This is a genomic window from Mycobacterium sp. DL, from assembly GCF_039729195.1.
Lineage (GTDB): Bacteria > Actinomycetota > Actinomycetes > Mycobacteriales > Mycobacteriaceae > Mycobacterium > Mycobacterium hippocampi_A.
On the sequence record NZ_CP155796.1, the window covers coordinates 3,880,006 to 3,901,681 of the forward strand.

Genomic DNA, 21,676 nt, shown 5'->3' on the forward strand with positions numbered 1-21,676 from the left:
TCGCGATGGCGGGCATGGGCGTGGTTGCGCAGTTCCTGCCCTACGGCCCCAACAGCCTCACGAGCAGGCTGATTCTCGTCGTCGTGATCATTTCCGCGACCGTGGTCGGGGCGCGCTGGCTGTTGACGCCGTGGCCGCGGTACGGCGCTGCGGTGGCGTTCGTGATCTGGGCGGACTGTGCGCTCGCGTTGGGCGCGTCGACGATGTCCACGCCGCAGGCCCAACTTTGCTCCACGCTCTACATGGGCTTGGTCGGCGTGTTCGCTGCCTTTCTACTCAGCCCCCGAATCCTGTACCTGCACTGCGCTGGCGGATTTCTGGTGATCGCGGCGATCACCGGCTGGGCCACCGCTTCCGGACAATCCGACCTGATGGAGTTGTCCGTCTTCTACATGCCGGCGTTGACGTGGGTGGTTTTTGTGCCGCTGGGTGGTCTCGCGCTGATCGTGGGCGGACGGCGCGCAATCCGCAGGACCGCCAGGTCGGCCGCCTACGATCCGTTGACCGGACTGCGGAACCGCCGGGGGATGACCGCCGCTGTCGGCTCGGCACTGCGCGAGCTGACCGGGCCGACGACGATGTTCGTCGCGGTGTGCGACGTCGACCGCTTCAAAGAACTCAACGACCGCCAAGGCCACGCCGCAGGCGACGCGGCGTTGGAGCACATGGCGGGAAAGCTTCGCGACATCGCTCGACCGGGCGAGGTCGTCGCACGGATCGGCGGCGACGAACTGGTGCTCGTCGGATTTCTCGACGATGCCGACGACGTGGCGGAACTCTCCGACCGGCTGGCCCCCCTGACACGCGGCGAGATCGACGGAACCGAACTCAGCGCCAGCGTCGGTGTCGCGGCGTTGGCGACCGATGCCTCACACTTCATGGTCGACGATGTCGTCCGGCATGCCGATGCGGCGATGTACGAGGCGAAACGGGCCGGTGGCGGTCGGTGCGCGGTCTACGCCCACGCACCGGTGCCTAGGGTGCTTTCTTCTTCTCCCGCAGGATCAGCACTGGCAGCACCACCGTCGCGATAGCGGTGACCAACCAGACCAGCACGGTGGCCGCGACCCACGAACCGATGCCGCGGATGCTGAGCCCGTTGGACAACAGCGAGGCCAACACCAGCGCGACGAAAGTCGACACCAAGCCGATGCCGCCGAGGAACGCCGAGGCGTATCGGCTGGCCATCTTCAGGAAGAACGGTGACAGGATCGCCTGGGCCACAGTGAAGATCACCACCGCAGTGACGAAGCCCCACACCGAGACCGACACACCAGGCACCAACCAGTCGGCGACGAGCAGCCCGATTGCCGAGGACCCGAGAAATACGGCGACACGCAGCAGGAAGCGGATCACCGGTGTCCCCCTAGGCGTTCCACCAGGGCCGCAGCGGCAGCCCGTGATCGTCGCCGCGATCGTCGAGCTTGACCGCCAGTACCTGGTGTAGCTGAATAGCGTTCTGCTCGAACCCGATCCGGGATCCGGCCATGTACAGGCCCCATACCTTGGCGGTGGGCAGGCCCACCTCGGCGACTGCTTCGTCCCAGTTCTCGACGAGGTTGCGGCACCAGTCACGCAGCGTCAGCGCGTAGTGGTGGCGCAGGTTCTCTTCGTGCAGCACCTCGAGATCGGCGTTCTGCACCTCGGTGATGATGCGCCCGGAACCGGTGAGCTCCCCGTCGGGGAACACGTACCGGTCGATGAACCCGCCGGCAGTGGCCCCCGCTCGATTGTCGTGACGGGTGATGCAGTGGTTGAGCACAAGGCCGCCGGTACGCAGCTTCGATCGCAGGAACCGGAAGTACGCCGGATAGTTCCCCACCCCGATGTGCTCGGTGAGCCCGATCGAGGACACGGCGTCGAACTGTGACTCACGCACGTCGCGGTAGTCGCTGTGGCGCACTTCGGCCAGGTCTCCCAGACCCTCCTCGGCGATTGCCTTCTGCGCCCAGATGGCCTGCTCCCGCGACAGCGTCACGCCGATCACCTTCACGCCGTTGCGCGCGGCATGGCGCACCATGCCACCCCAGCCGCAGCCGACGTCGAGCAGACGGTCACCCGGTTGCAGTCGCAGCTTCTCGAAGACCAGCCGGTACTTGTTCTCCTGCGCCTCCTCCAGCGTGGCATCCGGATGTGGATAGCAGGCGCAGGTGTAGGTCATCGACGGGCCCAGGACCCACTCGTAGAAGGTGTTCGACACGTCGTAGTGGTGATGGATCGCTTCGGCGTCACGGGTCTTGCTGTGTCGCAACCCTTCTGCGAAGCGTCGCCATCGGGGCAGCGCCTCCTGGGGAGGTGGTGCGATCGGCACGAGGTGCTCGATGCCGATGGACCGGATGACGTTGGCCAGCACCCGCGCGGGCGGGCGCTTGAACTTCATCTTCTGCGCCATCGCGGCGAGCAGATCGTAGGGATCACCCGGATGGACGCCGAGGGCTTCCAGGTCGCCCGAGACATACGCCCGGGCCAGCCCCAGGTCGCCCGGTGCGGTCGCGAGATAGGTGGTCCCACGCGGCGTCCGCAGGTCGAGTCCCAACGTGGCGTCGTCGGGCCCGGCGCTGCTGCCGTCGTACGCAGTGAATTTCAGCGGCAGTCGGCCGGCCGCGAAGATCTCCAGAACCTCCGCCAGTGAGAGTCTGCCTTCGGAGTTGTCCGCCGCATCTGTGGCGCGTTCCCGAAATGTCGTCATTGTCTCTTCACCGCCTTCGCATACAGATCGAGGAATCGTGAGTCAGGGTCATAGGTCTTCTTCACCGTCTTGTAGGTCTCGCCGCCGTAGAGTTCGTCGAACTCCTCCGGCGAGTAGTACGCGTCGGAGTACAGCGACTTGTGTCCGTTCAGTTCGCTGACCCTGCGTTCGATCAGCTTGTTGGTGTGGCCCTCCTCCGGACCGACGGGCACCGAAGACCAGAAGCCGATGTTGACGTAGCTGTGGTGCGGGCGCAGCGGGTACAGCGGCCAGTTGCCCTCGTCGCGAAGTCTCAACGGGCACAACCAGATCGGTTCGATGGGTACGTTATCGAGGAACCATGCCACGAACTCGGCGGTGCGATCGATCGGCACCTCGACGTCCTGGACGACCCGTTCGCGTGGGGGCCGGCCGTTGCGTACCTCGAGGCGGTCGGCGATGTCGAAGCGCTGGTCGTAGCCGATGAGCTTCCAGTAGAAGCTGCTGCGCCGGTACTTTCGCGGCCACCAGCGGCGGATGCGCGGATTCTGGGCGCCGAACGCTCTGGAGCACCAGAACCAGTCGGTGTCCCACCGCCACAGGTAGTCATGGATGGTGAGCCGGTCGTGCTTCTCACCGCCCTCGTGCTGGATCGACTGGTAGTAGATGTCGCTGCCGGTGTAATCGCTGACTGGTCCGGGGGTGGCCGACTGGGTGCCGAGACAGAGGTAGCCCTCGTCGGCGGTGAACACTACACCGTCGAGGTAATCGACTCGCTCGCCGTCGAATTCGCCGGAGGTGATGATCGCCTCCATCGCGTCGACCAGGTCGGTCAGCGATCCGAATCTGACGTGCCGCAGCGCCACGAACGGCTTGACGGGCTCCAACTCGATCTTCAGGCGAACCGAGTAACCCAACGTGCCATAGGAATTCGGAAACGCCCGGAACAGTTCGGGGTTCTCGTCGGGCGATGCCCGCAGAATCTCGCCGGTGCCGGTGAGGATGTCCATCTCCAGGACGGACTCGTGGGGCAGACCGTTGCGGAACGACGCCGACTCGATGCCGAGCCCGGTCACCGCACCGCCGAGGGTGATGGTCTTGAGCTGGGGGACCACCAGCGGCGAGAGCCCATACGGCAGCGTGGCGGCCACCAGGTCCTCGTAGGTGCACATGCCGGCCACGTCGGCGGTGCGGGTGTGCGGATCGACCGCGATGACGTGTGTCAACCCTGAGGTGTCCAGGCCGGGGCCGGTGTTCTTGGCGCGGGCGCGGAACAGGTTGGACGTCGGCTTGGCCAGCCGAACCGAGGCGTCGGCGGGAATCGCCCGATAACTGGAAAGAAGCCGCCGCACGCCGTCGGTATGAGCGGCACGTGCGTCGGTCGAGGCGACAGACACACATATACGCTAGTCCGCGGTGGCACCCGATGCGACCGTACCCAGACACCTTCACCCCCTGTTGACGAGGAGTTTGCACTGATGGGACAGGTCAGCGCGTCCAGCACGGTCCTGATCGACGCCGACCCGGCGACCGTCTTCGGCGCCGTCGCGGACTACCAGGCCATGCGCCCGAGAATCCTCTCCGAGCACTACAGCGGCTACCGGGTACTCGAGGGCGGCCAGGGTGCCGGAACGGTTGCCACCTGGAAGCTGCAGGCCACCAAGTCGCGGTCCCGCGACGTGAAGGCTGACGTCGACGTCGCAGGTCACACCGTTATCGAGAAGGACGCGAACTCGTCGATGGTGACGAACTGGACCGTCGCGCCGGCAGGTCCGGGATCGTCGGTGACGGTCAAGACGTCGTGGCAGGGTGCGGGCGGGATCGGCGGCTTCTTCGAGAAGACTTTCGCCCCGATCGGCCTGCGCAAGATCCAGGCCGTAGTGCTCGGAAACCTCAAGCGTGAGGTCGAGGGCACCCTCGGATCGGAGAACTGATCTCCGTCGAGCGTGTCGTGGACGTCACTCTCAACTCTGGGAGCTGAGGAACGCCACGATGCCGCGGACGACGGCGTCGGCGTACTTCTGGCGCCCCTGCTCTGTTGTCATCAGGGCCGAATCGGCCGGATTCTTCATGTTGCCCAGTTCGACAAGGATCGACGGGTACTGAGCCAGGTTGAGGCCGGCGATGTCGGAGCGCGGATTGAGTCCCGACGAGCCGATGTAGGTCGCGGGCGGGATGCCCGAACCGGCGAGCTGATCGCGCATCACCCTGGCGAACTGCACCGAGGGCCCCGCCTGGGCCGCGTTCAGCGGTGGCGAGGAGTACAACACGTGGAAACCACGCCCGCTGGCCGGGCCGCCGTCGCCGTGGATCGAGACCACGGCGTTGGGCCGGATCTGGTTCGCCATCGCCGCCCGTTCGTCGACGCACGGGCCCAGGCCGGTGTCGTCGCCCCGCGACATCGCGGTCCGCACGCCCAGGGCGGTCAGCGCCTGCCGGATCCGCAGGGTGGTGTCCCAGGTGAAGCTGTGCTCGGGATAGCCGTCGCCGGTGGTGGTGCCGCTGGCCTGGCAGTCCTTGGTGCCGCCGCGCCCGGTCGGGACCTGTCTGCTGATCGAGGCGTCGTTGGCGCCGTTGTGACCGGGGTCGAGGAAGACGATCTTCCCCGCCACGCTGGTCGGGGCGGCATGGGCAGGGCTGATGAGCGTCGACGCGGCGACGAGCAGTCCGGCGGTGAGCGCTGAAGCTACTCGCGTGCCGACACGGTGGCGGGCTGGCGCGTGCACGGCGCCACGGTAGCCCGCATGCGGACTACGCTTAAAGACCAAAGTGCCGGATCTGGGCGAGCGCAACCAAGTCGAGACCGAGACGAAACCTATCCGCATATCTATCCCCGATTCACCAACACGTACAGAGGACAGTCATGCAGCCCGGTGGTCAACCCGATATGTCAGCACTGCTCGCGCAGGCCCAGCAGGTACAGCAGCAGTTGATGGAGGCCCAGGAGGCCCTCGCCAATGCCGAGGTGCACGGCCAGGCGGGCGGTGGCCTGGTCCAGGTCAGCATGCGTGGCAGCGGCGAGGTGGTGGCCGTGGCGATCGACCCCAAGGTGGTCGACCCCTCCGACGTCGAGACTCTTCAGGACCTGATCGTCGGCGCGATCGGCGACGCGGCCAAGCAGGTGACCATCCTGGCGCACGACAGGCTCGGCCCGCTGGCGGGCGGAATGGGCGGCCTCGGGCTGCCGGGGATGTGACTCCTTGTTCGAAGGACCGGTCCAGGATCTGATCGACGAGCTGGGCAAGCTGCCCGGCATCGGGCCGAAGAGTGCCCAGCGCATCGCGTTCCACCTGCTCTCGGTCGAGCCGCCGGACATCGACCGGCTCACCGCCGTCCTCGGCAAGGTCCGCGACGGGGTGAAGTTCTGCGCGGTGTGCGGAAACGTCAGCGACGAGGACCGCTGCCGCATCTGCAGCGACTCGCGCCGCGACGCCTCCCTGGTCTGTGTCGTCGAGGAACCCAAGGATGTGCAGGCGGTCGAACGCACCCGGGAGTTCCGCGGTCGCTACCACGTGCTCGGCGGCGCGCTCGACCCGCTGTCGGGCATCGGCCCGGACCAGCTGCGAATCCGCGAGCTGCTCAACAGGATCGGCGAGCGGGTCGACGGTGTCGACGTCGCCGAGGTGATCATCGCCACCGATCCGAACACCGAGGGTGAGGCCACCGCGACGTATCTGGTGCGGATGCTGCGCGACATCCCCGGGCTGTCCGTGACGCGGATCGCCTCGGGCCTGCCGATGGGCGGTGATCTGGAGTTCGCCGACGAGTTGACGCTGGGTCGCGCGCTGGTCGGCCGCCGCGCGATGGCCTGACTCGGGTTCGCGCGCCGAACGTACGGGGTCACCTGCGGGAGTTCAGAGGCCCGCTGGCGTGACCGATCCACCTTTTGCAGCCGGTTACTCGCACTTTTCCTGCAGAACGTGGATCGGTCGGTTCGTCAGTGATGTCGGTGCGGGCTGGCAACATGACCGGCGTGAACAGGGTCGTGCTGGGCGGGGAGGCTGTCAGGGCCGGTGTAGTGACCAGGCATGAGTTGGCGCGCGATTACACGACGCTCTACCGCGGCGTGTTCGTGCGCAAGGGTATGGAGATCACGCTGCGTGACCGGGCGATCGGCGCCTGGTTGGCCACCGGACGCAAAGGGGCGATCGCCGGCGTTGCGGCAGCCGCTTTGCACGGTGCGCCGTGGATCGACGCCGATATCCCGATCGAAGTGACGGGCGTCAAGTGCCGCCCTCGCGACGGATTGATCATCCGCACCGACTCCCTTCCCGGCAACCAGATCACCCGTCGCTCAGGCCTTCCCGTCACCACGCGCATCCGGACGGCTTTCGACCTCGGCCGTCACCTCGACAGACCCGAGGCGCTGGCCCGACTCGATGCGTTGATGTGGAACCAGCACTTCGACGTTGCCGACGTCGTCAGCCTGGCTGATCGGCTGCCGCGGCTGCGGGGGATCGCTCAGCTCAGAGAGCTGCTCCCGCTCGTCGACGGCGGAGCCGCTTCGCCACGGGAAAGCGAACTGCGATTGCGTCTGCTGGACAAGGGTTTTCCCCGGCCCGAGACGCAGATCCCGGTTCTGGCGGGCTCTCGACCCGTCGCGTTCTTGGACATGGGGTGGCCCGAACACCGTGTCGCTGTCGAATACGACGGTGATCATCACCGGAAGAACCGGAAGCAGTACGTCAAGGACATCAAGCGGCTGCGGATGCTCGAGGCGATGGGGTGGACGGTGATCCGGGTGATCGCCGAGGATGAAGCCGAGCAGTGGCTGGATCGGGTCGACGCGGCGCTGCGGGAGCGGGGTTGCCCTACACCCGTCGGGGTGCCGCGAGGCGTTCCCGGCGCAGCTGCGTGACTTCCGACAGTTGCAGCGGCGCCAGCGTACCGACGACCTCGGCGAGCAAGTGGTCGGCGAGCTCCGGATTGCGGGCCAGGCAGCAGCCGTGCAGATAGGTGGCGACGACGCTGCCCTGCACCGCTCCGTCGACACCGTCCCCGGCCCGGTTGCCCGCGCCCTTGGTCACTGCGGCCAGTGGCCGCGCGTCAGCGCCCAATACCGTTCCACCGCGGTGGTTTTCGAAACCGGTCAACGGTTCGGTCAACCCGTCGACCAACGGAGTCGCCGTGACCTCACCGATGGTGCGCTCCGGTTGCGGCGACGTCGTCAGGTCCAGCACTCCCACCCCGTCGACGCGTTCCCCGGCCGAGGTCTCGTACCAGTGCCCCAGCACCTGGATGGCCGCGCAGATCGCCAGTACCGGGGCTCCTCGCGAAATGGCCTGCTGCAGACCTGGATAGCGGATCAGATGCTTGGTGGCCAGCCGTTGCGCGTAGTCCTCGGCGCCGCCGAGGGTGTAGATGTCCAGCTCCGACGGCACTGGATCGTCGAGCGTGATCTCGACGATCTCGGCGTCGATTCCCCTCAGGCGCAACCTCTGTCGCAGCACCACCGAGTTGCCGCCGTCGCCGTAGGTGCCCATCACGTCGGGCAGCACCAGCCCGATCCGCACCGTCGATTCGGTCATGCGAGGCGCTCCAGGATTCGGTTCAACTGCAGGAATGCGGTGTAGTTCGCGATGACCTCGACGTGGCCGGGCGGGCACGAATCGATCGCGCGCATCGTGTCGTGCACCAGCGTGTGCTCGACGCCCGCATAGCCCAGACGCACCGCGAGGTCGGTGCCACGTTCGCCGGCAGCGACCACCTGCACCGTGTCAAAGTGTTCGAAGCGCACGTCCCACAGCCAGGACAGGTCCTCGCCGTCGGGTACCTGCCCGTTGACCGCGATCACCACCCCCGCGGCATCGCGGTCCACCATCGACAGCGCCTCCTGCCAACCGGCCGGGTTCTTCGCGAGCAACACGCGTGCGGTGTGCGCGCCGAGTTGCACGGTCCGGTACCGGCCCGCCACCTCGTCGACCAGTGACACCGCCGCGACCGCTGCGGCGGGATCGGCGCCCAGTGTCACCGCCGCGGCGACCGCGTGTGTCGCGTTGCCGCGGTTGACCGCGCCGGGCAGCGCCAGGGTCATCGGCAGGGACAGGCCGTCGGGTCCGTGGATGTGGGTGTCGTCGAACCACCAGGCAGGGTCGGGGCGCTTGAAATCCTGGCCGGTGGAGTACCAGTGCGACTGTTCCCGCACGATGATCTCCCCGGAGCGCGGGCAGCTCACCGAATCGCTCGCCCAGCCGCCACCCGCCGCGACCCACACCACGTTCGGGCTGTCGTAGGCGGCCGACGCCATCAGCACGTCGTCGCAGTTGGCCACGACCACCGCCGACGGGTGCCGGGCCAGCCCGCTGCGCAGGGTGCGTTCGATGTGGTTGATCTCACCGACCCGGTCGAGCTGGTCGCGAGACAGATTGAGCAGGACGACGACGGCGGCTTGCACCGCATCCAAGACGTGCGGGACGTGCATCTCGTCGACCTCGAGGGCGGCAAGCGTTGCGCCGGGTGCGGCGGCCAGCGCGGCCACCAGGCCGGCGTCCATGTTGGCGCCCTCGGCGTTGGTGGCCACAGGTCCGAGCGTGGCCAGTGCGGCCGCTGTCATGCGGGTTGTCGTGGACTTACCGTTGGTGCCGGTCACGACGACTGCGCGGCGGTCGCGACCCAGCTGGCTCAGGATCGAGCGATCCAGCGTCATCGCGACCAGGCCGCCGATCATGGCTCCGACACCCCTGCCGGTGACCCGCGACCCCCACCGCGCGGCGGCGCCCGCCGCGAGCGCGATCCGACCCCGTCCGGTAACCATCCCGGCAGTCTAAAAGAGACCGAACTGCGGCGACCGACACGCGGCGGATGGCGGCGGGCATGTCAGCGCCGCGTGCCATCCTCGAACGGTGAGCTCAACCGCCGGAATGCACTGGGGCCGACCAGCCGACCAGACCGGCGCCGGCTGGGCCGTCGTCGATGTGGAGACCTCAGGCTTCCATCCGGGGCAGGCCCGCATCGTGAGCATCGCGGCGCTGGCCCTCAGTGACGACGGGAACGTCGAGAAGAGCCTCTACAGTCTGCTGAACCCCGGCGTCGACCCCGGCCCCACGCATGTGCACGGGCTCACCTCCGAGATGCTGGAGGGTCAACCGACCTTCGGCGACGTCGTCGCCGACCTGAACGAGCTGCTGCGGGGGCGCACCCTCGTCGCCCACAATGTCGGCTTCGACTACGCCTTCCTCGCGGCCGAGGCGGAGTTGGTCGGAGCCCACTTACCGGTCGAGACGGTGATGTGCACCGTCGAACTGGCGCGGCGCCTCGACCTGGGCACCGAGAACCTTCGACTCGAGACGCTCGCCCGTCACTGGGGCATCACGCAGATGAAACCGCACGACGCCCTCGACGACGCGATGGTGCTGGCCCAGATCCTCAAACCGGTGCTGGTGCGGGCCGCCGAGCGCCGGGCGTGGCTGCCGGTGCATCCGGTGACGCGCCGCACCTGGCCCAACGGCACCGTCACCCACGACGAACTGCGCCCGCTCAAGGTGCAGGCCGCCCGGATGCCGTGTCCGTACGCCAATCCCGGACGGTTCGTGCCGGGACGGCCGCTGGTCCAGGGGATGCGGGTGGCGCTGGCGTCCGAGGTGAGCCACACCCATGAGGAGCTCGTCGAGCGCATCCTGCACGCCGGGCTGGCCTACACCGACGCGGTGGATCTGCACACGTCGCTGGTGATCTGCGACGACGACGCGCCTGAGCAGGGCAGGGGATACCTGGCCAGGGAGTTCGGCGTGCCGCTGCTCGCCGGTGTCGAGTTCCTGCAGAAGCTGGACTCGGTGCTCGGCGGCCCCGCCATCGAGGAGTTCGTCGACACCTCGGCGGTCGCCGATCAGTTCACGTTGTTCTGACCCGTGACTAGCTGAGCGCCTTGGTCTTCAGTGCTTCGAACTCCGCCGCGCTGATGGTGCCCGAGTCCAACAGCGCCTTGGCGTCGGCGATCTCCTGCGCGGGCGAGCGCCCGGCGGCCTGCTTGATGTAGTCGTCGGTCTGCGCTTTGGCCTGCAGCGCCTGCTCGCGCGCCCGTTCGGCCATGCCCTTGCCGCGCGCGATGAGGTAGACCAGCGCCGTCAGGTACGGGATCAGGATCAGGAAGATCACCCAGATCGCCTTGACCACGCCGGAGGTCTTGTGATCACGCCAGAACAGGTCCGCCAAGATGTTGAACAGGATCATCAGATACGCGATGAACGCGAAGATGACGACCGCTGACCACAGAAAATCCCAGAACGAATCCCACATGACGGCTACTCCTCAACCGAGTCGCGCGGTTTGCGCGGACGTCAGTTAACCACGCGCGGCACGGTTCACGGCCGACACAACGGCCCGAAGTGACGCAGTTGTGATGGAGGTCGCGATCCCGGCACCCCACACGGTCTTCCCGCCGATCGAGGCCTCGACGTAGGCCGCGGCCTGGGCCTCCTCGCCCGCCGACATCGCATGTTCGGAGTAGTCGAGCACGCTCACGTCGTAGCCGACGGCACCCAACGCGTCGCAGAACGCCGCCAGCGGTCCGTTGCCCGCGCCGACGATCTCACGTTCCACCCCGTCGATCTTGACGATCGCGGTGATGGTGTCGGTGCCGCCGTCGACCTCTGCGGCGTCCACCTTCTGTCGCATCCGCTCCAGTGGCGTGATCGGGGCCAGGTACTCCTCGTGGAACGCGTCCCACATCTCCTTGGGCGACACCTCGCCGCCCTCGCCGTCGGTGATCTGCTGAATCGCCTGGGAGAACTCGATCTGCAGTCGGCGCGGCAGGGCCAGCCCGTGGTCGGCCTTCATGATGTAGGCGACGCCGCCCTTGCCCGACTGGGAGTTCACCCGGATGACGGCCTCGTAGGTGCGGCCGACGTCCTTCGGGTCGATCGGCAGGTAAGGAACCTGCCACAGCATGTCGTCGACGTCCGAATCTGCCTCGTCGGCAGCGACTTTCATTGCGTCCAGGCCCTTGTTGATGGCGTCCTGGTGGCTGCCGGAGAACGCGGTGTACACCAGGTCGCCGCCGTAGGGATGGCGCTCGTGCACCGGCAACTGGTTGCAGTACTCGACCGTGCGCCGGATCTCGTCGATGTTGGAGAAGTCGATCTGCGGATCGACGCCGCGGCTGAACAGGTTCAGGCCCAGCGTCACCAGACACACGTTGCCGGTGCGCTCACCGTTGCCGAACAGGCAGCCCTCGATGCGGTCGGCGCCGGCTGCGTAGCCCAATTCGGCTGCGGCAACCGCGGTTCCGCGATCGTTGTGCGGGTGCAAGCTCAGGATGATCGCGTCCCGGCGGGCCAGGTTGCGGCTCATCCACTCGATCGAGTCGGCGTAGACGTTGGGGGTGGCCATCTCAACGGTGGCCGGCAGGTTCACGACCAGCGGTGTGTCCGGCGTGGGGGCGATGATGTCGGAGACGGCGTTGCACACCTCGACGGCGTACTGCAGTTCGGTGCCGGTGTAGGACTCCGGGGAGTACTCGAACCGCCAGTGGGTGCCGGGGTACTTCTTGGCCTCCTCGACACACAACCGGGCGCCGTCGGTGGCGATTTTCTTGACGGCGTCGCGGTCGGCGCGAAAGACCACGCGCCGCTGCAGGATCGACGTCGAGTTGTAGAAGTGCACGATGGCCCGCGGCGCACCTTCACAGGCGAGGAACGTGCGCTCGATCAACTCCGGCCGGCACTGCGTCAGCACCTGGATCGTGACGTCGTCGGGAATCGCACCCTCGGTGATGATCTCGCGGACGAAGTCGAAGTCGGTCTGGCTCGCCGACGGGAAGCCGACCTCGATCTCCTTGTAGCCCATCCGCACCAGCAGGTCGAACATCCGACGCTTGCGGCCCGGGCTCATCGGGTCGATCAGCGCCTGATTGCCGTCGCGCAGATCCACCGCGCACCACATCGGCGCGCTGTCGATCACCTTGTCGGGCCAGGTGCGGTCGAACGGTGCGGGGGGTTGTCCCCCGGGGACTTCAGCGGCGAAACTGCGGTAGCGGCTCACCGGCATGGACACCCCTCGCTGGGTGTTCCAGGAGGGCTGGTTCGGATGTGGCGCACCGGCGGGGGTGTTGATCGTGCGCACCGAACTGTAAGCGTCAGCGGGGTTGAAGTTCTCAGTCATCTCGTGCTCCGGAAGGTCTGGGGATTTCTCAGACCGGCGCATCGCGAAAACCCGCGACGGGAAGCCGGTCTGGACTAGACCCCGTCGCGGCGTCCGAGAAGGAGCACCCGCTGCACGGGGATGACTGTACTCCCGTGTGCAGCGGTTGCCCAAACCCCGTCAGACCTGGGAGTCCGGGAACGCGATCACCGACAGGAACCGGATGGGCAGCGACACCAGGTCGATGGGGCCGTGCGCGCCCTCGCCGTCGATCTGCAGCGAATCGCCCGGGTGCAGCCGGTACACCGACCGGCTGTGGCTGTAGTCCATGACACCCTCGAGCATGTAGATGAACTCGGTTCCGGGGTGCTGGAACAGCGGGTAGGTCTGGCTCTTCTCCGACAGTGTGACGTGCAGGCACTCCAGGCGTTTGTGCTCGCCGCGCAGCGATCCGAGCAGCTGGTACTCGTGGCCCTCCTTGGTCCCGTTGCGCACGATCCGGGCGCCGTTGCCGGCCTTCACGAACGCTGCCGGCCGCTCCACGTCGGCTCCGCGGAACAGGCTGGTCACGGGCACGTCGAAGCCTTTGGCCAACAGCGCGAGGGTGGACAGGCTGCACGAGGTCTGGGCGTTCTCGATCTTGCTCATCATGGCTTTGGAGATGCCGATGCGAGCTGCGGTCTCGGCCACGGTCAGGCCCTGCTGCAGCCGTAGCTGGCGCACGTTGTGTCCGATCGCGGCCTCGATCTCGAGCTCTTCGACCGGCTCGGCCGGATCACGGTCCCGGGCGGTGCCGGACTTGTTGCGAAGCAGCGGCACGTTGTCGTCGGCGTGAGAGTCAGGCGGGGCCACAGTGCTCCTGTCTAGCGCATCTGGCCGGCCCCGACGTACGGGTAGGGCGTTTTGAGCAGCTCGCCCTCGGCGAATCGGGAGAAGCGGAAGTCCGAGGACGGGATGCGCGGGTCGCTGCCGTGTCCGTCGACGACGAGGTCGGCGACGAGCCGGCCGACCGCGGGCGCGATCTTGAAACCGTGGCCGCTGAAGCCGGCCGCGATCACCAACCCGTCCAGCGGCGCCCGGGAGATCACCGGGTTCCAGTCCGGCGTGACGTCGTAACAGCCGGCGTAGCTGCCGGCAATGGATGCGTCGGCGAAGCCGGGAAATCGGGTTCCCACCTTGTCGACGGTGACGTCGACCGCGGCCTCGGTGGCCCGGTTGAGGTAGTCGTCGGGATCGGCCGGATCGATGTGTTCGTAACCGGGCAGGTCGCTGTTGCCGAACAGGATGTCCCCGCCCACCTCGGGGCGGACGTACTGCAGCGACACCAGATCGGAGAAGATCGGAAGGCGACCGATGACCGTTTCGTCTATGCCGGGGCTGATCATCACGATCTGCTCGCGCACCACCCGGATCGGCACGTCGATGCCGTAGGGCGCGAGGAACGGCCGGGTCCACACCCCGGTGGCGACGACGACGGTGCCCGCCGAGATCTCCGAGCCGTCGGCGAACCGCACTCCGGTGACCGTGTCGCCGTCGACCAGCAGGCCGGTGGCCGCAAATCCTTGGCGGACCCGAACCCCGGCCGCGCGGGCGGACGTCGAAAACGCCTGTGCGGTCTGGTAGGCGTCGCCGTACCCGCCGCGGGCCTCCCAGCCGAACGCGGCGAACGGTGTCAGATCCGCGAACGGCCACAGTCGCGCGACCTCGCTGTGGTCGATCTCCTCGGTCTGCACCCCGACGGCGCGTTGTGCGGCCATGCTCTTGCGCAGCGAGTCCACATTGGGATCGCCCACGCCGACGACGTAGCCGGTCTGGCGGAACCCGATGTCGGTGACGTCGTCTCCCAGGAATTCCTGCGGGCGCTCGAAGACCTCCAGCCCGTCGGCGGCCATCGCTGCCAGCGAGCTGACACCGTAGTGGCAGCGCACGATGCCGCTGGACTTGCCGGTCATCCCGGATCCGACCGTATTGCGTTCGGCCACAACCACATCCGTGACCCCGCGCCGGCTCAGTGCCCACGCGGTCGCGGAGCCCTCGATGCCGCCGCCGACGATGACGACGTCCGCGGTCTCGGTCATGAACGCATGCCGGGGATCCAGTCCGTGCCCGCCAGCGGCACCCGCGCCATCGCCGCGGCCTCGATGCTCACCGCGACGAGGTCGTCGGGTTCGAGGTGACAGACGTGCGACTTGCCGCAGGCCCTGGCGATGGTCTGGGCTTCCATCGTCAGCACCCGCAGGTAGTTGGCCAGCCGGTGACCGCCTGCCACCGGATCGAACCGGGCGGCGAGTTCAGGGTCCTGGGTGCTGATTCCCGCGGGGTCGTTGCCGTCCTGGTAGTCGTCGTAGAAACCCGCTGCGCTGCCGATCTTCTCGTACTCGGCGGCGTATCGAGGGTGGTTGTCGCCCAACGCGATCAGCGCCGCGGTGCCGATCGCGACCGCGTCGGCGCCCAGGGCCAGCGCCTTGGCCACGTCCGCGCCGTTGCGGATGCCACCGGAGACGATCAGTTGCACACCTTGTCGGTGCACGCCGAGTTCCTGCAACGCCTGCACGGCCTGTGGGATCGCCGCGAGGGTGGGGATCCCGACGTGCTCGATGAAGACGTCCTGGGTGGCTGCCGTGCCGCCCTGCATACCGTCCACCACCACCACGTCCGCGCCGGCGTGCACCGCGAGCTTGACGTCGTAGTACGTGCGGGTGGCGCCGACCTTGACGTACACCGGCTTCTCCCAGTCGGTGATCTCGCGCAGTTCGTTGATCTTGATGGTCAGATCGTCGGGGCCCGTCCAGTCCGGATGCCGGCATGCTGAGCGCTGATCGATGCCTTGGGGGAGGGTCCTCATGCCCGCGACACGCTCGGAGATCTTCTGTCCCAACAGCATTCCTCCGCCGCCCGGTTTGGCGCCCTGGCCGAGGACGATCTCGATGGCATCGGCCTTGCGCAGGTCGTCGGGGTTCATCCCGTAGCGCGACGGAAGGTACTGGTAGACCAGGTACTTGCTCTGGCCCCGCTCCTCGGTGGTCATCCCGCCGTCACCGGTGGTCGTCGACGTCCCGACCTCGCTGGCGCCGCGACCCAGCGCCTCCTTGGCCGGCCCGGACAGCGCACCGAAGCTCATGCCGGCGATGGTGACCGGAATGTCCAGATGCAAGGGGTGTTTGGCGAACCGACCGCCGAGCACGACGTCGGTCGCGCAGCGCTCCCGGTATCCCTCCAGCGGATAGCGGGACATCGACGCGCCCAGGAACAGCAGATCGTCGAAGTGGGGTAGCGCGCGTTTGGCGCCCCAGCCGCGGATGTCGTAGATGCCGGTGTCGGCGGCACGCTGGATGGCCGCGATGGTGGCCCGATCGAAGGTGGCCGATTCGCGCAGTCCGCGGCGGGCCCGGTCATCGCTGGTGTCACTCATGGGTTCCGTCCTAGTACGCCGCAGCGTTGTCGACGTGGAAGTGGTACAACGACCGCGCCGACCCGTACCGGGTGTACGCACTGGTGTCGTCGTCCCCGAATCCAGCCGCCTTCAACAGTTCTGCGAGTTCGGTGTGGTGCTCGGCGTCCATTTGCTTGGCCACGCAGTCGGCGCCCAGTGATGCCACGTCGCCGCGCACGTAGAGGCGAGCCTCGTAGATCGAATCTCCCAGCGCCTCGCCCGCATCGCCGCGGATCACCAGGCGCCCGGCCTGCGCCATGAACGCGCTCATGTGACCGACGTTTCCGCCGACGACGATGTCGACGCCCTTCATCGAGATGCCGCACCTCGCAGCGGCATTGCCGTCGATGACGAGCAGTCCGCCGTGGGCCGTCGCGCCCGCGGACTGTGATGCGTTGCCCTTGACCCAGACCGACCCGCTCATCATGTTCTCCGCGACGCCGGTGCCGGCGTTGCCGTTGATGATCACCTCAGCGTGCTTGTTCATCCCGGCGGCGTAGTAGCCGACGTGGCCGTCGATCGTCACCTTGACCGGGGCATCCAGGCCGACGGCGACATTGTGGGCACCTGCGGGATGGGCGATGACGAACTCGCCGGCGAGATCCGGTGTGTGCAGGGCGGTGTTGATCTCACGAAGAGGGGAGTCGCGCAGATCGAACAGTTTTGTGATCACCTGCTCCATGCGTACACGACCTCCGGTTCGGGCTCCCAGATCCGGGCCTTCTCGACGCCGGGCAGGCCTGCCAGGGCGCGGTACTCACTGCCCATCGCCACCCAGTCGTCGGTTTCGGCGATGACCGCCGGCTTGCAGGCGATCGCGTCGCGGACCACCGCGAACGAGTCGCGGTTGGAGACCAGCAGCGTGTAGAAGCCGTCGAAGGTGGCGCACAACGTCTTGAGCGCGGTCTCGACATCCCGGCCCTCGGAGAGCAGCCTGGCGATGAACCGGGCGCCCACCTCGGTGTCGTTCTCGCTGTCGAAAGGCACACCGGCCGCGCGCAGTTCACGCCTGATGGTCGCGTGGTTGGCGAAGGAGCCGTTGTGCACCATGCACTGCTCCGGGCCGACCGCGTAGGGGTGGCAACCCGCGGGTGTCACGGCGGACTCGGTGGCCATCCGGGTGTGGCCGACACCCTGCCAGCCCTGCGCCTTCTCCAGTTGCCATCCGTCGGTGAGCTGTCGCGGGTGCCCGACACCTTTGAGAACGGCCATGTCCGAACCGAATCCGGCGATCAATGCCTGCGGGTACACCGATCGCACGGCGCGCAGAAGCGTTTCGGAGTCCACGTCGGCCGACAGCAGGTAGCTGCCCTGAACTGCCACGACGCCGACGTCGCTGTCGAGGGCCGTTCCGACCGCGGAGGTCACCAGGGCGACGTCATCGATGAGCCCCGCGCCGAGGTCGGCCACGGATACGCAGCCCTGTCCCGGCGGTGACCAGGTCGGGTCGCCGTAGACGGCGACGCCGGCGGAGTCGCTGCCGCGGTCACCCATCTCACACAGCATGCCGGTGAGCAGTTCTCCGAGTTGGGGATACAACTCGGGGGTGCGCAGGTGTAGTCCGACGATCCCGCACATGGCTTGCTTCCCTTCGTTTTCGGCTCAGAATGCCGTCAGGTAGTTGTCGAGCTCCCACGGGCTGACGTCGCTGTGGTAGGCGAAGAACTCCTCGCGCTTGACCTTCGCGAAGTAGCCGGCGACGCCCTCCCCCGCAGCATCGAGCACACCGGTCACCACGGGATCACCCTCGAAGTCCTCGACCGCGTGCAGCAGGGTCGGGGGTAGCGCGCGCGAGCTGACACCGCCGCCGACGCCACCCGGGTCGGTGCTGCGCTTGACTCCGTCCAAGCCGGCGCCCAGGGCCGCCGCGATCGCGAGATACGGGTTGGCGGCGCCGTCCCCGCCGCGCAACTCGATCCGGTCGCCGTCGGGAACACGGATGTAGTGGGTGCGGTCGTTGCCACCGTAAGTGGGCAGTCGCGGCGCCCAGGATGCTCCCGACGCCGTCGAGAGAGCACCGGTTCGCTTGTAGGAGTTGACTGTCGGGGCGATGACCGCCTGCAGGGCGCAGGCGTGGTCGAGGATTCCGCCGATGAACCCGTAGGCGGTCTCCGACAGGCCGAGACCACGGCCGTCCGCATCGCCCGAGCCGACCGGGAACACCGGGGAGCCGCCGCTGGTCAGAGACAGGTGCAGGTGCAGCCCGCTGCCGGTCTTGTCCGAGAACGGTTTCGGCATGAAGGTGGCGATCATGCCGCGCTCGGCCGCGATCATCGACAGCAGGTAGCGCAGTGTGACGACGCGGTCGGCGGTGATCAGCGCCTCGGCGAACTTGAAGTTCTGCTCGAACTGACCGTTGCCGTCCTCGTGGTCGTTGGCGTAGTTGGACCACCCCAGCTGGTTCATCGCCGACGACACCGCGGTCAGGTGGTCATACATCCGGGTGACACCGCGTGCGTCGTAACAGGGTTGGGCGGCGGTGTCGGCCGCGTCGGCGACCGTCACGCTGCCGTCGTCCCCGCGGCGCAGCAGGAAGTACTCGACCTCGGCGCCGACCCAGGGTTCGAACCCGGCGTCAGCGCACTGCTCGACGAGTGCCTTGAGGATGACGCGCGGCGCGTACGGCCACGGCTTGCCACTGACGTGTGGGTCGCAGTGCACGATCGCCAGGCCGTCCTTGATGAACGGGATCGGTGTGAACGACGACGGGTCGGGGATGGCCATCAGGTCGGGATCTTTGGGCTCCTGGCCCATGGCGCCGACCGCGTACCCGGCGAAACCCACGCCCTCGGTGGCGAGCAACTCGACGGCCTCGACCGGGACCAGTTTGGCGCACGGCTTGCCCCGCAGGTCCACGAACAGCGCGAGGATGAACTTCGTCCCGGACTGCTCAGCCTTGGTGGCGAGGTCGGATGGCATTCGGATCACCTCTGTCTCTTAACGGGAATCAAAGTATCACGGAGTGAAACAACGCGCAGCGCGAGGAAACACCGCGTGCCGCCTGTGGACTGACAGTCAGCGGTTGTTGTTACGGCCGCGGTCGTGTGTCGTTTCGGGGCGGTAACCACGTCGGGCCGATACGGTGCAACGCGTGTGCACCCGCGTGGTTTACCTCGGCCCGGAAGAGCGGATCGTCACCGGCAGGTCCATGGACTGGACCGTCGAGATCGGCACCAACCTGTGGGCCTTTCCTCGCGGCGTGCGACGCACCGGTGAGGCCGGACCGGATTCGGCGACGTGGACGTCGACCTACGGAAGCGTGGTGGCCAGCGGCTACGACATCTCCACCACCGATGGCCTGAACGAAGCGGGGCTGGTCACCAACCTGCTGTGGCTGGCCGAATCGAAGTACCCGGCCAACAGCGGGGACCGGCCCGCAATGTCACTGGCGGTGTGGGCGCAGTACGTCCTCGACAACTTCGCCACGGTGAGCGAGGCGGTGGCGGCGTTGACCGCGACGCCGCTGCGGGTGGTCACCGCCCAGGTTCCCGGTCAGGAGCGGCTGGCCACCGTGCATCTGGCGATGTCGGATGCCAGCGGGGACAGCGCCATCGTCGAGTACATCGACGGTGAACAGGTGATCCACCACGGCCGGCAGTACCAGGTCATGACGAACTCGCCGACCTTCGACAAGCAGCTCGCGATCACCGAGTACTGGGACGAGATCGGTGGCACCGTGATGCTGCCCGGAACCAACCGGGCAGCCGACCGGTTCGTGCGCGCCTCGTTCTACGTCAACGCGGTACCCAAGACCGCCGACCCGCTGCTGGCCGCCGCGTCCGTGTTCAGCGTGATGCGCAACGTCTCGGTGCCCTACGGCATCACGACGCCCGACCAGCCCAACATCTCCTCCACGCGCTGGCGCACCGTCGTCGACCATGCGTCGCTGCGCTACTTCTTCGAGTCGGCGTTGTCTCCCAACACTTTCTGGGTCGAACTCAAGAACCTCGACCTCTCCGAAGGCGCGCCCACATTGCGATTGAACCTCGGCGAAGGCGAGAAGACCATCTACGCCGGCGATGCGAGCGCACAGTTCGCGCAGGCCGAGCCGTTCACCTTCCTGGGCGTGCCGTAGTCACAGCCGGGAAGCCAGAACTTTCTGCCCGGCTCCGCTGAGTTCGCCGAGAACGGATGGCCGGCCCGCCATCGCCATCAGCAGAGCCTCCCCCGTCCCGACGACCTCGCGGCCCCGTCCGTGTGTCCAGTCGATGTCGTCGGCGCGCAGCCGCAACCCTCTGATCCGGCGCGGGACACCCAGCCTGGGGTTGAGCGGCATGAGCCGGAGCACCCGGTCCAGCCGATCGGGCGGGACGGTGCGAGGAAGCGCCAGCGAGCGACGGATGTCCTGATGGTGGATCGTGCCGTCGACCAGCGCGATCATCCCGCCGAACCCCGCGGTCAGGCCGCGCGGTTGCACGTGGTCGGCGAGGAACGACACGAGTTGTTCCGGGGTCAGCGACGAGTATTCGTCGACACCCACCTGGTTGGCGTGTACCACGCGACCTCTGGCGAACCTCTCGAACAGACCGACAGCGCCGAGCTCTTCGTAGCTGATCATGTGTGCGACAACATCTTTGATGCTCCAGCCGGCGCACAGGCTGTCGTGTTCCCACTGCTGCGGACTCAGGGTTGCCAGAAACTCCGCGAGCTCGGTGCGTTCCGCGCGTGCCATGGCCATCAGATCGGCGCCCATCAGCCGGCCAGGATCCCGGCGAAGCGCCGCAGATACAGCGGCCATCCGCTGTTCCCGTCCACACCGTCGGAGACCGAGCGCCACCCCGGTCCGTGACGGTCGAGATGGCGGTGCTCGAGTTCGACCCGGGTGCGGTCCGGGGCTTCGGCGACGAAGCGAACCTCCACCTCGCTGGTTCTGCTCAGATCGGGTTCCACCGCCCAGGTCGGGCCGATGTCCCAGGTGAACACCACTCGCGACGGCGGTTCGAAGACCAGCACTCGGGCCCATTCGCACCGACTGCCGTCGGTGCCGACGTCGTAGATGTGGCCACCCACCTCAGGCTCGAACACCGTCTCGGCGATCGGCACGGCGAGCAGGTTGTGTTCACGGGGCTTGAAGTCCCCGAATCGGGCGGTGAACGTGGTGAAAGCCCGCTCCACCGCTGCGTTCACGAGGATCTGGTGCCTGATGTTGCCGCTCATGTGTCCTCCTCCGCGGATTCTGCTGGGTCCTCGACGAGCTGTTTGAAGTTGGTGAGCGCCTGCGCCCAGAAGCGGTCGAGGTCGGCGCGCAGCGTCTCGATTCCTCTGGGATCCAGGTGGTAGACGCGGCGGGTGCCCACGGCGCGATCGGTGACCAGGCCGGCGCATTTGAGCACCTTGAGGTGCTGGGAGACCGCCGGTCGGCTGACCGGGAGGTCGCGTGCCAGCTCGCCGACCGCGCAGGGTCCCTGCGCGAGCCGCTCGACGATCGAGCGCCGGGTGCCGTCGGCGATCGCGTGCCAAGCCTCGTCGGATGTTCGGTAAGTACTCACTAACGGTAA

General features: G+C 67.4%; 24 protein-coding genes. 7 read left to right on the forward strand and 17 right to left on the reverse strand.

Annotated features, from left to right (window positions below; all coding sequences use genetic code 11):
• Positions 1-5 precede the first annotated feature (5 nt).
• Complete coding sequence (locus ABDC78_RS18500) at positions 6-1,034, forward strand: GGDEF domain-containing protein (protein ID WP_178357406.1); 1,029 nt, start codon at positions 6-8, stop codon at positions 1,032-1,034.
• Here the strand turns inward: ABDC78_RS18500 and ABDC78_RS18505 are convergent.
• From ABDC78_RS18505 to ABDC78_RS18515, 3 genes are read right to left on the reverse strand one after another with little or no spacing between them, the layout of a single operon-like run.
• Positions 976-1,356 carry a phage holin family protein gene (locus ABDC78_RS18505; RefSeq protein WP_178357407.1) on the reverse strand — a complete coding sequence of 127 codons (381 nt, stop codon included), beginning with the start codon at positions 1,354-1,356 and terminating at the stop codon, positions 976-978. The genes ABDC78_RS18500 and ABDC78_RS18505 overlap by 59 nt on opposite strands.
• A gap of 10 nt (positions 1,357-1,366) precedes the next feature.
• The gene (locus tag ABDC78_RS18510; RefSeq protein ID WP_178357408.1) at positions 1,367-2,689 is read right to left on the reverse strand and encodes a class I SAM-dependent methyltransferase; all 1,323 of its coding nucleotides are present in this window, start codon (positions 2,687-2,689) and stop codon (positions 1,367-1,369) included.
• Positions 2,686-4,065, reverse strand: coding sequence for an FAD-binding oxidoreductase (locus ABDC78_RS18515; protein WP_178357409.1), 1,380 nt, complete (start codon positions 4,063-4,065; stop codon positions 2,686-2,688). The genes ABDC78_RS18510 and ABDC78_RS18515 overlap by 4 nt, the downstream gene beginning before the upstream one ends.
• Before the next feature lie 81 nt (positions 4,066-4,146).
• On the opposite strand from ABDC78_RS18515, the gene ABDC78_RS18520 reads away from it, so the two are divergent.
• On the forward strand, positions 4,147-4,602 hold the full coding sequence (locus ABDC78_RS18520) for an SRPBCC family protein (protein WP_178357410.1): 456 nt from the start codon (positions 4,147-4,149) through the stop codon (positions 4,600-4,602).
• A gap of 30 nt (positions 4,603-4,632) precedes the next feature.
• On the opposite strand, the gene ABDC78_RS18525 is transcribed toward ABDC78_RS18520, so the two are convergent.
• Positions 4,633-5,394: an Rv3717 family N-acetylmuramoyl-L-alanine amidase gene (locus tag ABDC78_RS18525; RefSeq protein WP_347133132.1), complete on the reverse strand. Its 762-nt coding sequence runs from the start codon at positions 5,392-5,394 to the stop codon at positions 4,633-4,635.
• Between the two features lie 137 nt (positions 5,395-5,531).
• Here ABDC78_RS18525 and ABDC78_RS18530 point away from each other — a divergent pair, with 137 nt between their 5' ends.
• From ABDC78_RS18530 to ABDC78_RS18540, 3 genes are all read left to right on the forward strand, one after another.
• Positions 5,532-5,864, forward strand: coding sequence for a YbaB/EbfC family nucleoid-associated protein (locus tag ABDC78_RS18530; RefSeq protein WP_178357412.1), 333 nt, complete (start codon positions 5,532-5,534; stop codon positions 5,862-5,864).
• A gap of 4 nt (positions 5,865-5,868) precedes the next feature.
• Complete coding sequence (gene recR / locus ABDC78_RS18535) at positions 5,869-6,480, forward strand: recombination mediator RecR (RefSeq protein WP_178357413.1); 612 nt, start codon at positions 5,869-5,871, stop codon at positions 6,478-6,480.
• 161 nt (positions 6,481-6,641) lie between these two features.
• A complete protein-coding gene (locus tag ABDC78_RS18540) occupies positions 6,642-7,526 on the forward strand; it encodes a DUF559 domain-containing protein (RefSeq protein WP_178357490.1) in 885 nt (294 codons plus the stop codon).
• Here ABDC78_RS18540 and ABDC78_RS18545 read toward each other — a convergent pair.
• Both ABDC78_RS18545 and ABDC78_RS18550 read right to left on the reverse strand, forming a co-directional pair.
• A complete protein-coding gene (locus ABDC78_RS18545; RefSeq protein WP_178357414.1) occupies positions 7,480-8,196 on the reverse strand; it encodes a glutamine amidotransferase in 717 nt (238 codons plus the stop codon). The two genes, ABDC78_RS18540 and ABDC78_RS18545, sit on opposite strands and share 47 nt — an antisense overlap.
• Positions 8,193-9,422, reverse strand: coding sequence for a MurT ligase domain-containing protein (locus tag ABDC78_RS18550; protein ID WP_178357415.1), 1,230 nt, complete (start codon positions 9,420-9,422; stop codon positions 8,193-8,195). The genes ABDC78_RS18545 and ABDC78_RS18550 overlap by 4 nt, the downstream gene beginning before the upstream one ends.
• An 88-nt stretch (positions 9,423-9,510) precedes the next feature.
• On the opposite strand from ABDC78_RS18550, the gene ABDC78_RS18555 reads away from it, so the two are divergent.
• The gene (locus ABDC78_RS18555; protein ID WP_347133134.1) at positions 9,511-10,512 is read left to right on the forward strand and encodes a DEDDh family exonuclease; all 1,002 of its coding nucleotides are present in this window, start codon (positions 9,511-9,513) and stop codon (positions 10,510-10,512) included.
• A 7-nt stretch (positions 10,513-10,519) separates the two neighbouring features.
• On the opposite strand, the gene ABDC78_RS18560 is transcribed toward ABDC78_RS18555, so the two are convergent.
• The 8 genes from ABDC78_RS18560 to glnT form a co-directional block, all read right to left on the reverse strand.
• Positions 10,520-10,903, reverse strand: a complete 384-nt coding sequence (locus ABDC78_RS18560; RefSeq protein WP_178357416.1) for an SHOCT domain-containing protein — start codon at positions 10,901-10,903, stop codon at positions 10,520-10,522.
• Between the two features lie 45 nt (positions 10,904-10,948).
• Positions 10,949-12,766, reverse strand: coding sequence for a 2-isopropylmalate synthase (leuA, locus tag ABDC78_RS18565; RefSeq protein ID WP_178357417.1), 1,818 nt, complete (start codon positions 12,764-12,766; stop codon positions 10,949-10,951).
• A gap of 159 nt (positions 12,767-12,925) precedes the next feature.
• Positions 12,926-13,597, reverse strand: a complete 672-nt coding sequence (locus ABDC78_RS18570) for an XRE family transcriptional regulator (RefSeq protein ID WP_178357418.1) — start codon at positions 13,595-13,597, stop codon at positions 12,926-12,928.
• Between the two features lie 11 nt (positions 13,598-13,608).
• Complete coding sequence (locus tag ABDC78_RS18575) at positions 13,609-14,823, reverse strand: FAD-binding oxidoreductase (protein ID WP_178357419.1); 1,215 nt, start codon at positions 14,821-14,823, stop codon at positions 13,609-13,611.
• Positions 14,820-16,157: an FMN-binding glutamate synthase family protein gene (locus tag ABDC78_RS18580; protein ID WP_178357420.1), complete on the reverse strand. Its 1,338-nt coding sequence runs from the start codon at positions 16,155-16,157 to the stop codon at positions 14,820-14,822. Before ABDC78_RS18580 ends, ABDC78_RS18575 begins: the two co-directional genes overlap by 4 nt.
• 10 nt (positions 16,158-16,167) lie before the next feature.
• Positions 16,168-16,860 (reverse strand): protein glxC, encoded by a 693-nt coding sequence (locus ABDC78_RS18585; protein WP_178357421.1) that lies wholly within the window; start codon positions 16,858-16,860, stop codon positions 16,168-16,170.
• Positions 16,848-17,756, reverse strand: a complete 909-nt coding sequence (locus ABDC78_RS18590) for a glutamine amidotransferase (protein ID WP_178357422.1) — start codon at positions 17,754-17,756, stop codon at positions 16,848-16,850. Before ABDC78_RS18590 ends, ABDC78_RS18585 begins: the two co-directional genes overlap by 13 nt.
• A gap of 24 nt (positions 17,757-17,780) precedes the next feature.
• Complete coding sequence (gene glnT, locus ABDC78_RS18595; RefSeq protein ID WP_178357423.1) at positions 17,781-19,097, reverse strand: type III glutamate--ammonia ligase; 1,317 nt, start codon at positions 19,095-19,097, stop codon at positions 17,781-17,783.
• Between the two features lie 172 nt (positions 19,098-19,269).
• Between glnT and ABDC78_RS18600 the strand changes: the two genes are divergently transcribed.
• Entirely contained in the window at positions 19,270-20,253 is a 984-nt protein-coding gene (locus ABDC78_RS18600; RefSeq protein WP_178357424.1) for a linear amide C-N hydrolase, read from the forward strand.
• Here the strand turns inward: ABDC78_RS18600 and ABDC78_RS18605 are convergent, their stop codons facing one another.
• The 3 genes from ABDC78_RS18605 to ABDC78_RS18615 are packed head-to-tail and all read right to left on the reverse strand — an operon-like array spanning position 20,254 to position 21,667.
• Positions 20,254-20,871 carry a maleylpyruvate isomerase family mycothiol-dependent enzyme gene (locus ABDC78_RS18605; RefSeq protein ID WP_178357492.1) on the reverse strand — a complete coding sequence of 206 codons (618 nt, stop codon included), beginning with the start codon at positions 20,869-20,871 and terminating at the stop codon, positions 20,254-20,256.
• On the reverse strand, positions 20,871-21,335 hold the full coding sequence (locus ABDC78_RS18610; protein WP_178357425.1) for an SRPBCC family protein: 465 nt from the start codon (positions 21,333-21,335) through the stop codon (positions 20,871-20,873). The genes ABDC78_RS18605 and ABDC78_RS18610 overlap by 1 nt, the downstream gene beginning before the upstream one ends.
• Entirely contained in the window at positions 21,332-21,667 is a 336-nt protein-coding gene (locus tag ABDC78_RS18615) for a metalloregulator ArsR/SmtB family transcription factor (RefSeq protein ID WP_178357426.1), read from the reverse strand. Before ABDC78_RS18615 ends, ABDC78_RS18610 begins: the two co-directional genes overlap by 4 nt.
• Between the last annotated feature and the right edge of the window lie 9 nt (positions 21,668-21,676).

Coding starts and splice junctions, on each gene's coding strand:
- ABDC78_RS18500 (WP_178357406.1), top strand. CDS start 6: ATGGCGGGCATGGGCGTGGTTGCGCAGTTCCTGCCCTACGGCCCCAAC.
- ABDC78_RS18510 (WP_178357408.1), bottom strand. CDS start 2,689: ATGACGACATTTCGGGAACGCGCCACAGATGCGGCGGACAACTCCGAA.
- ABDC78_RS18520 (WP_178357410.1), top strand. CDS start 4,147: ATGGGACAGGTCAGCGCGTCCAGCACGGTCCTGATCGACGCCGACCCG.
- ABDC78_RS18530 (WP_178357412.1), top strand. CDS start 5,532: ATGCAGCCCGGTGGTCAACCCGATATGTCAGCACTGCTCGCGCAGGCC.
- ABDC78_RS18545 (WP_178357414.1), bottom strand. CDS start 8,196: ATGACCGAATCGACGGTGCGGATCGGGCTGGTGCTGCCCGACGTGATG.
- ABDC78_RS18550 (WP_178357415.1), bottom strand. CDS start 9,422: ATGGTTACCGGACGGGGTCGGATCGCGCTCGCGGCGGGCGCCGCCGCG.
- ABDC78_RS18560 (WP_178357416.1), bottom strand. CDS start 10,903: ATGTGGGATTCGTTCTGGGATTTTCTGTGGTCAGCGGTCGTCATCTTC.
- leuA (WP_178357417.1), bottom strand. CDS start 12,766: ATGACTGAGAACTTCAACCCCGCTGACGCTTACAGTTCGGTGCGCACG.
- ABDC78_RS18575 (WP_178357419.1), bottom strand. CDS start 14,823: ATGACCGAGACCGCGGACGTCGTCATCGTCGGCGGCGGCATCGAGGGC.
- ABDC78_RS18580 (WP_178357420.1), bottom strand. CDS start 16,157: ATGAGTGACACCAGCGATGACCGGGCCCGCCGCGGACTGCGCGAATCG.
- ABDC78_RS18585 (WP_178357421.1), bottom strand. CDS start 16,860: ATGGAGCAGGTGATCACAAAACTGTTCGATCTGCGCGACTCCCCTCTT.
- ABDC78_RS18590 (WP_178357422.1), bottom strand. CDS start 17,756: ATGTGCGGGATCGTCGGACTACACCTGCGCACCCCCGAGTTGTATCCC.
- glnT (WP_178357423.1), bottom strand. CDS start 19,097: ATGCCATCCGACCTCGCCACCAAGGCTGAGCAGTCCGGGACGAAGTTC.
- ABDC78_RS18605 (WP_178357492.1), bottom strand. CDS start 20,871: ATGGGCGCCGATCTGATGGCCATGGCACGCGCGGAACGCACCGAGCTC.
- ABDC78_RS18610 (WP_178357425.1), bottom strand. CDS start 21,335: ATGAGCGGCAACATCAGGCACCAGATCCTCGTGAACGCAGCGGTGGAG.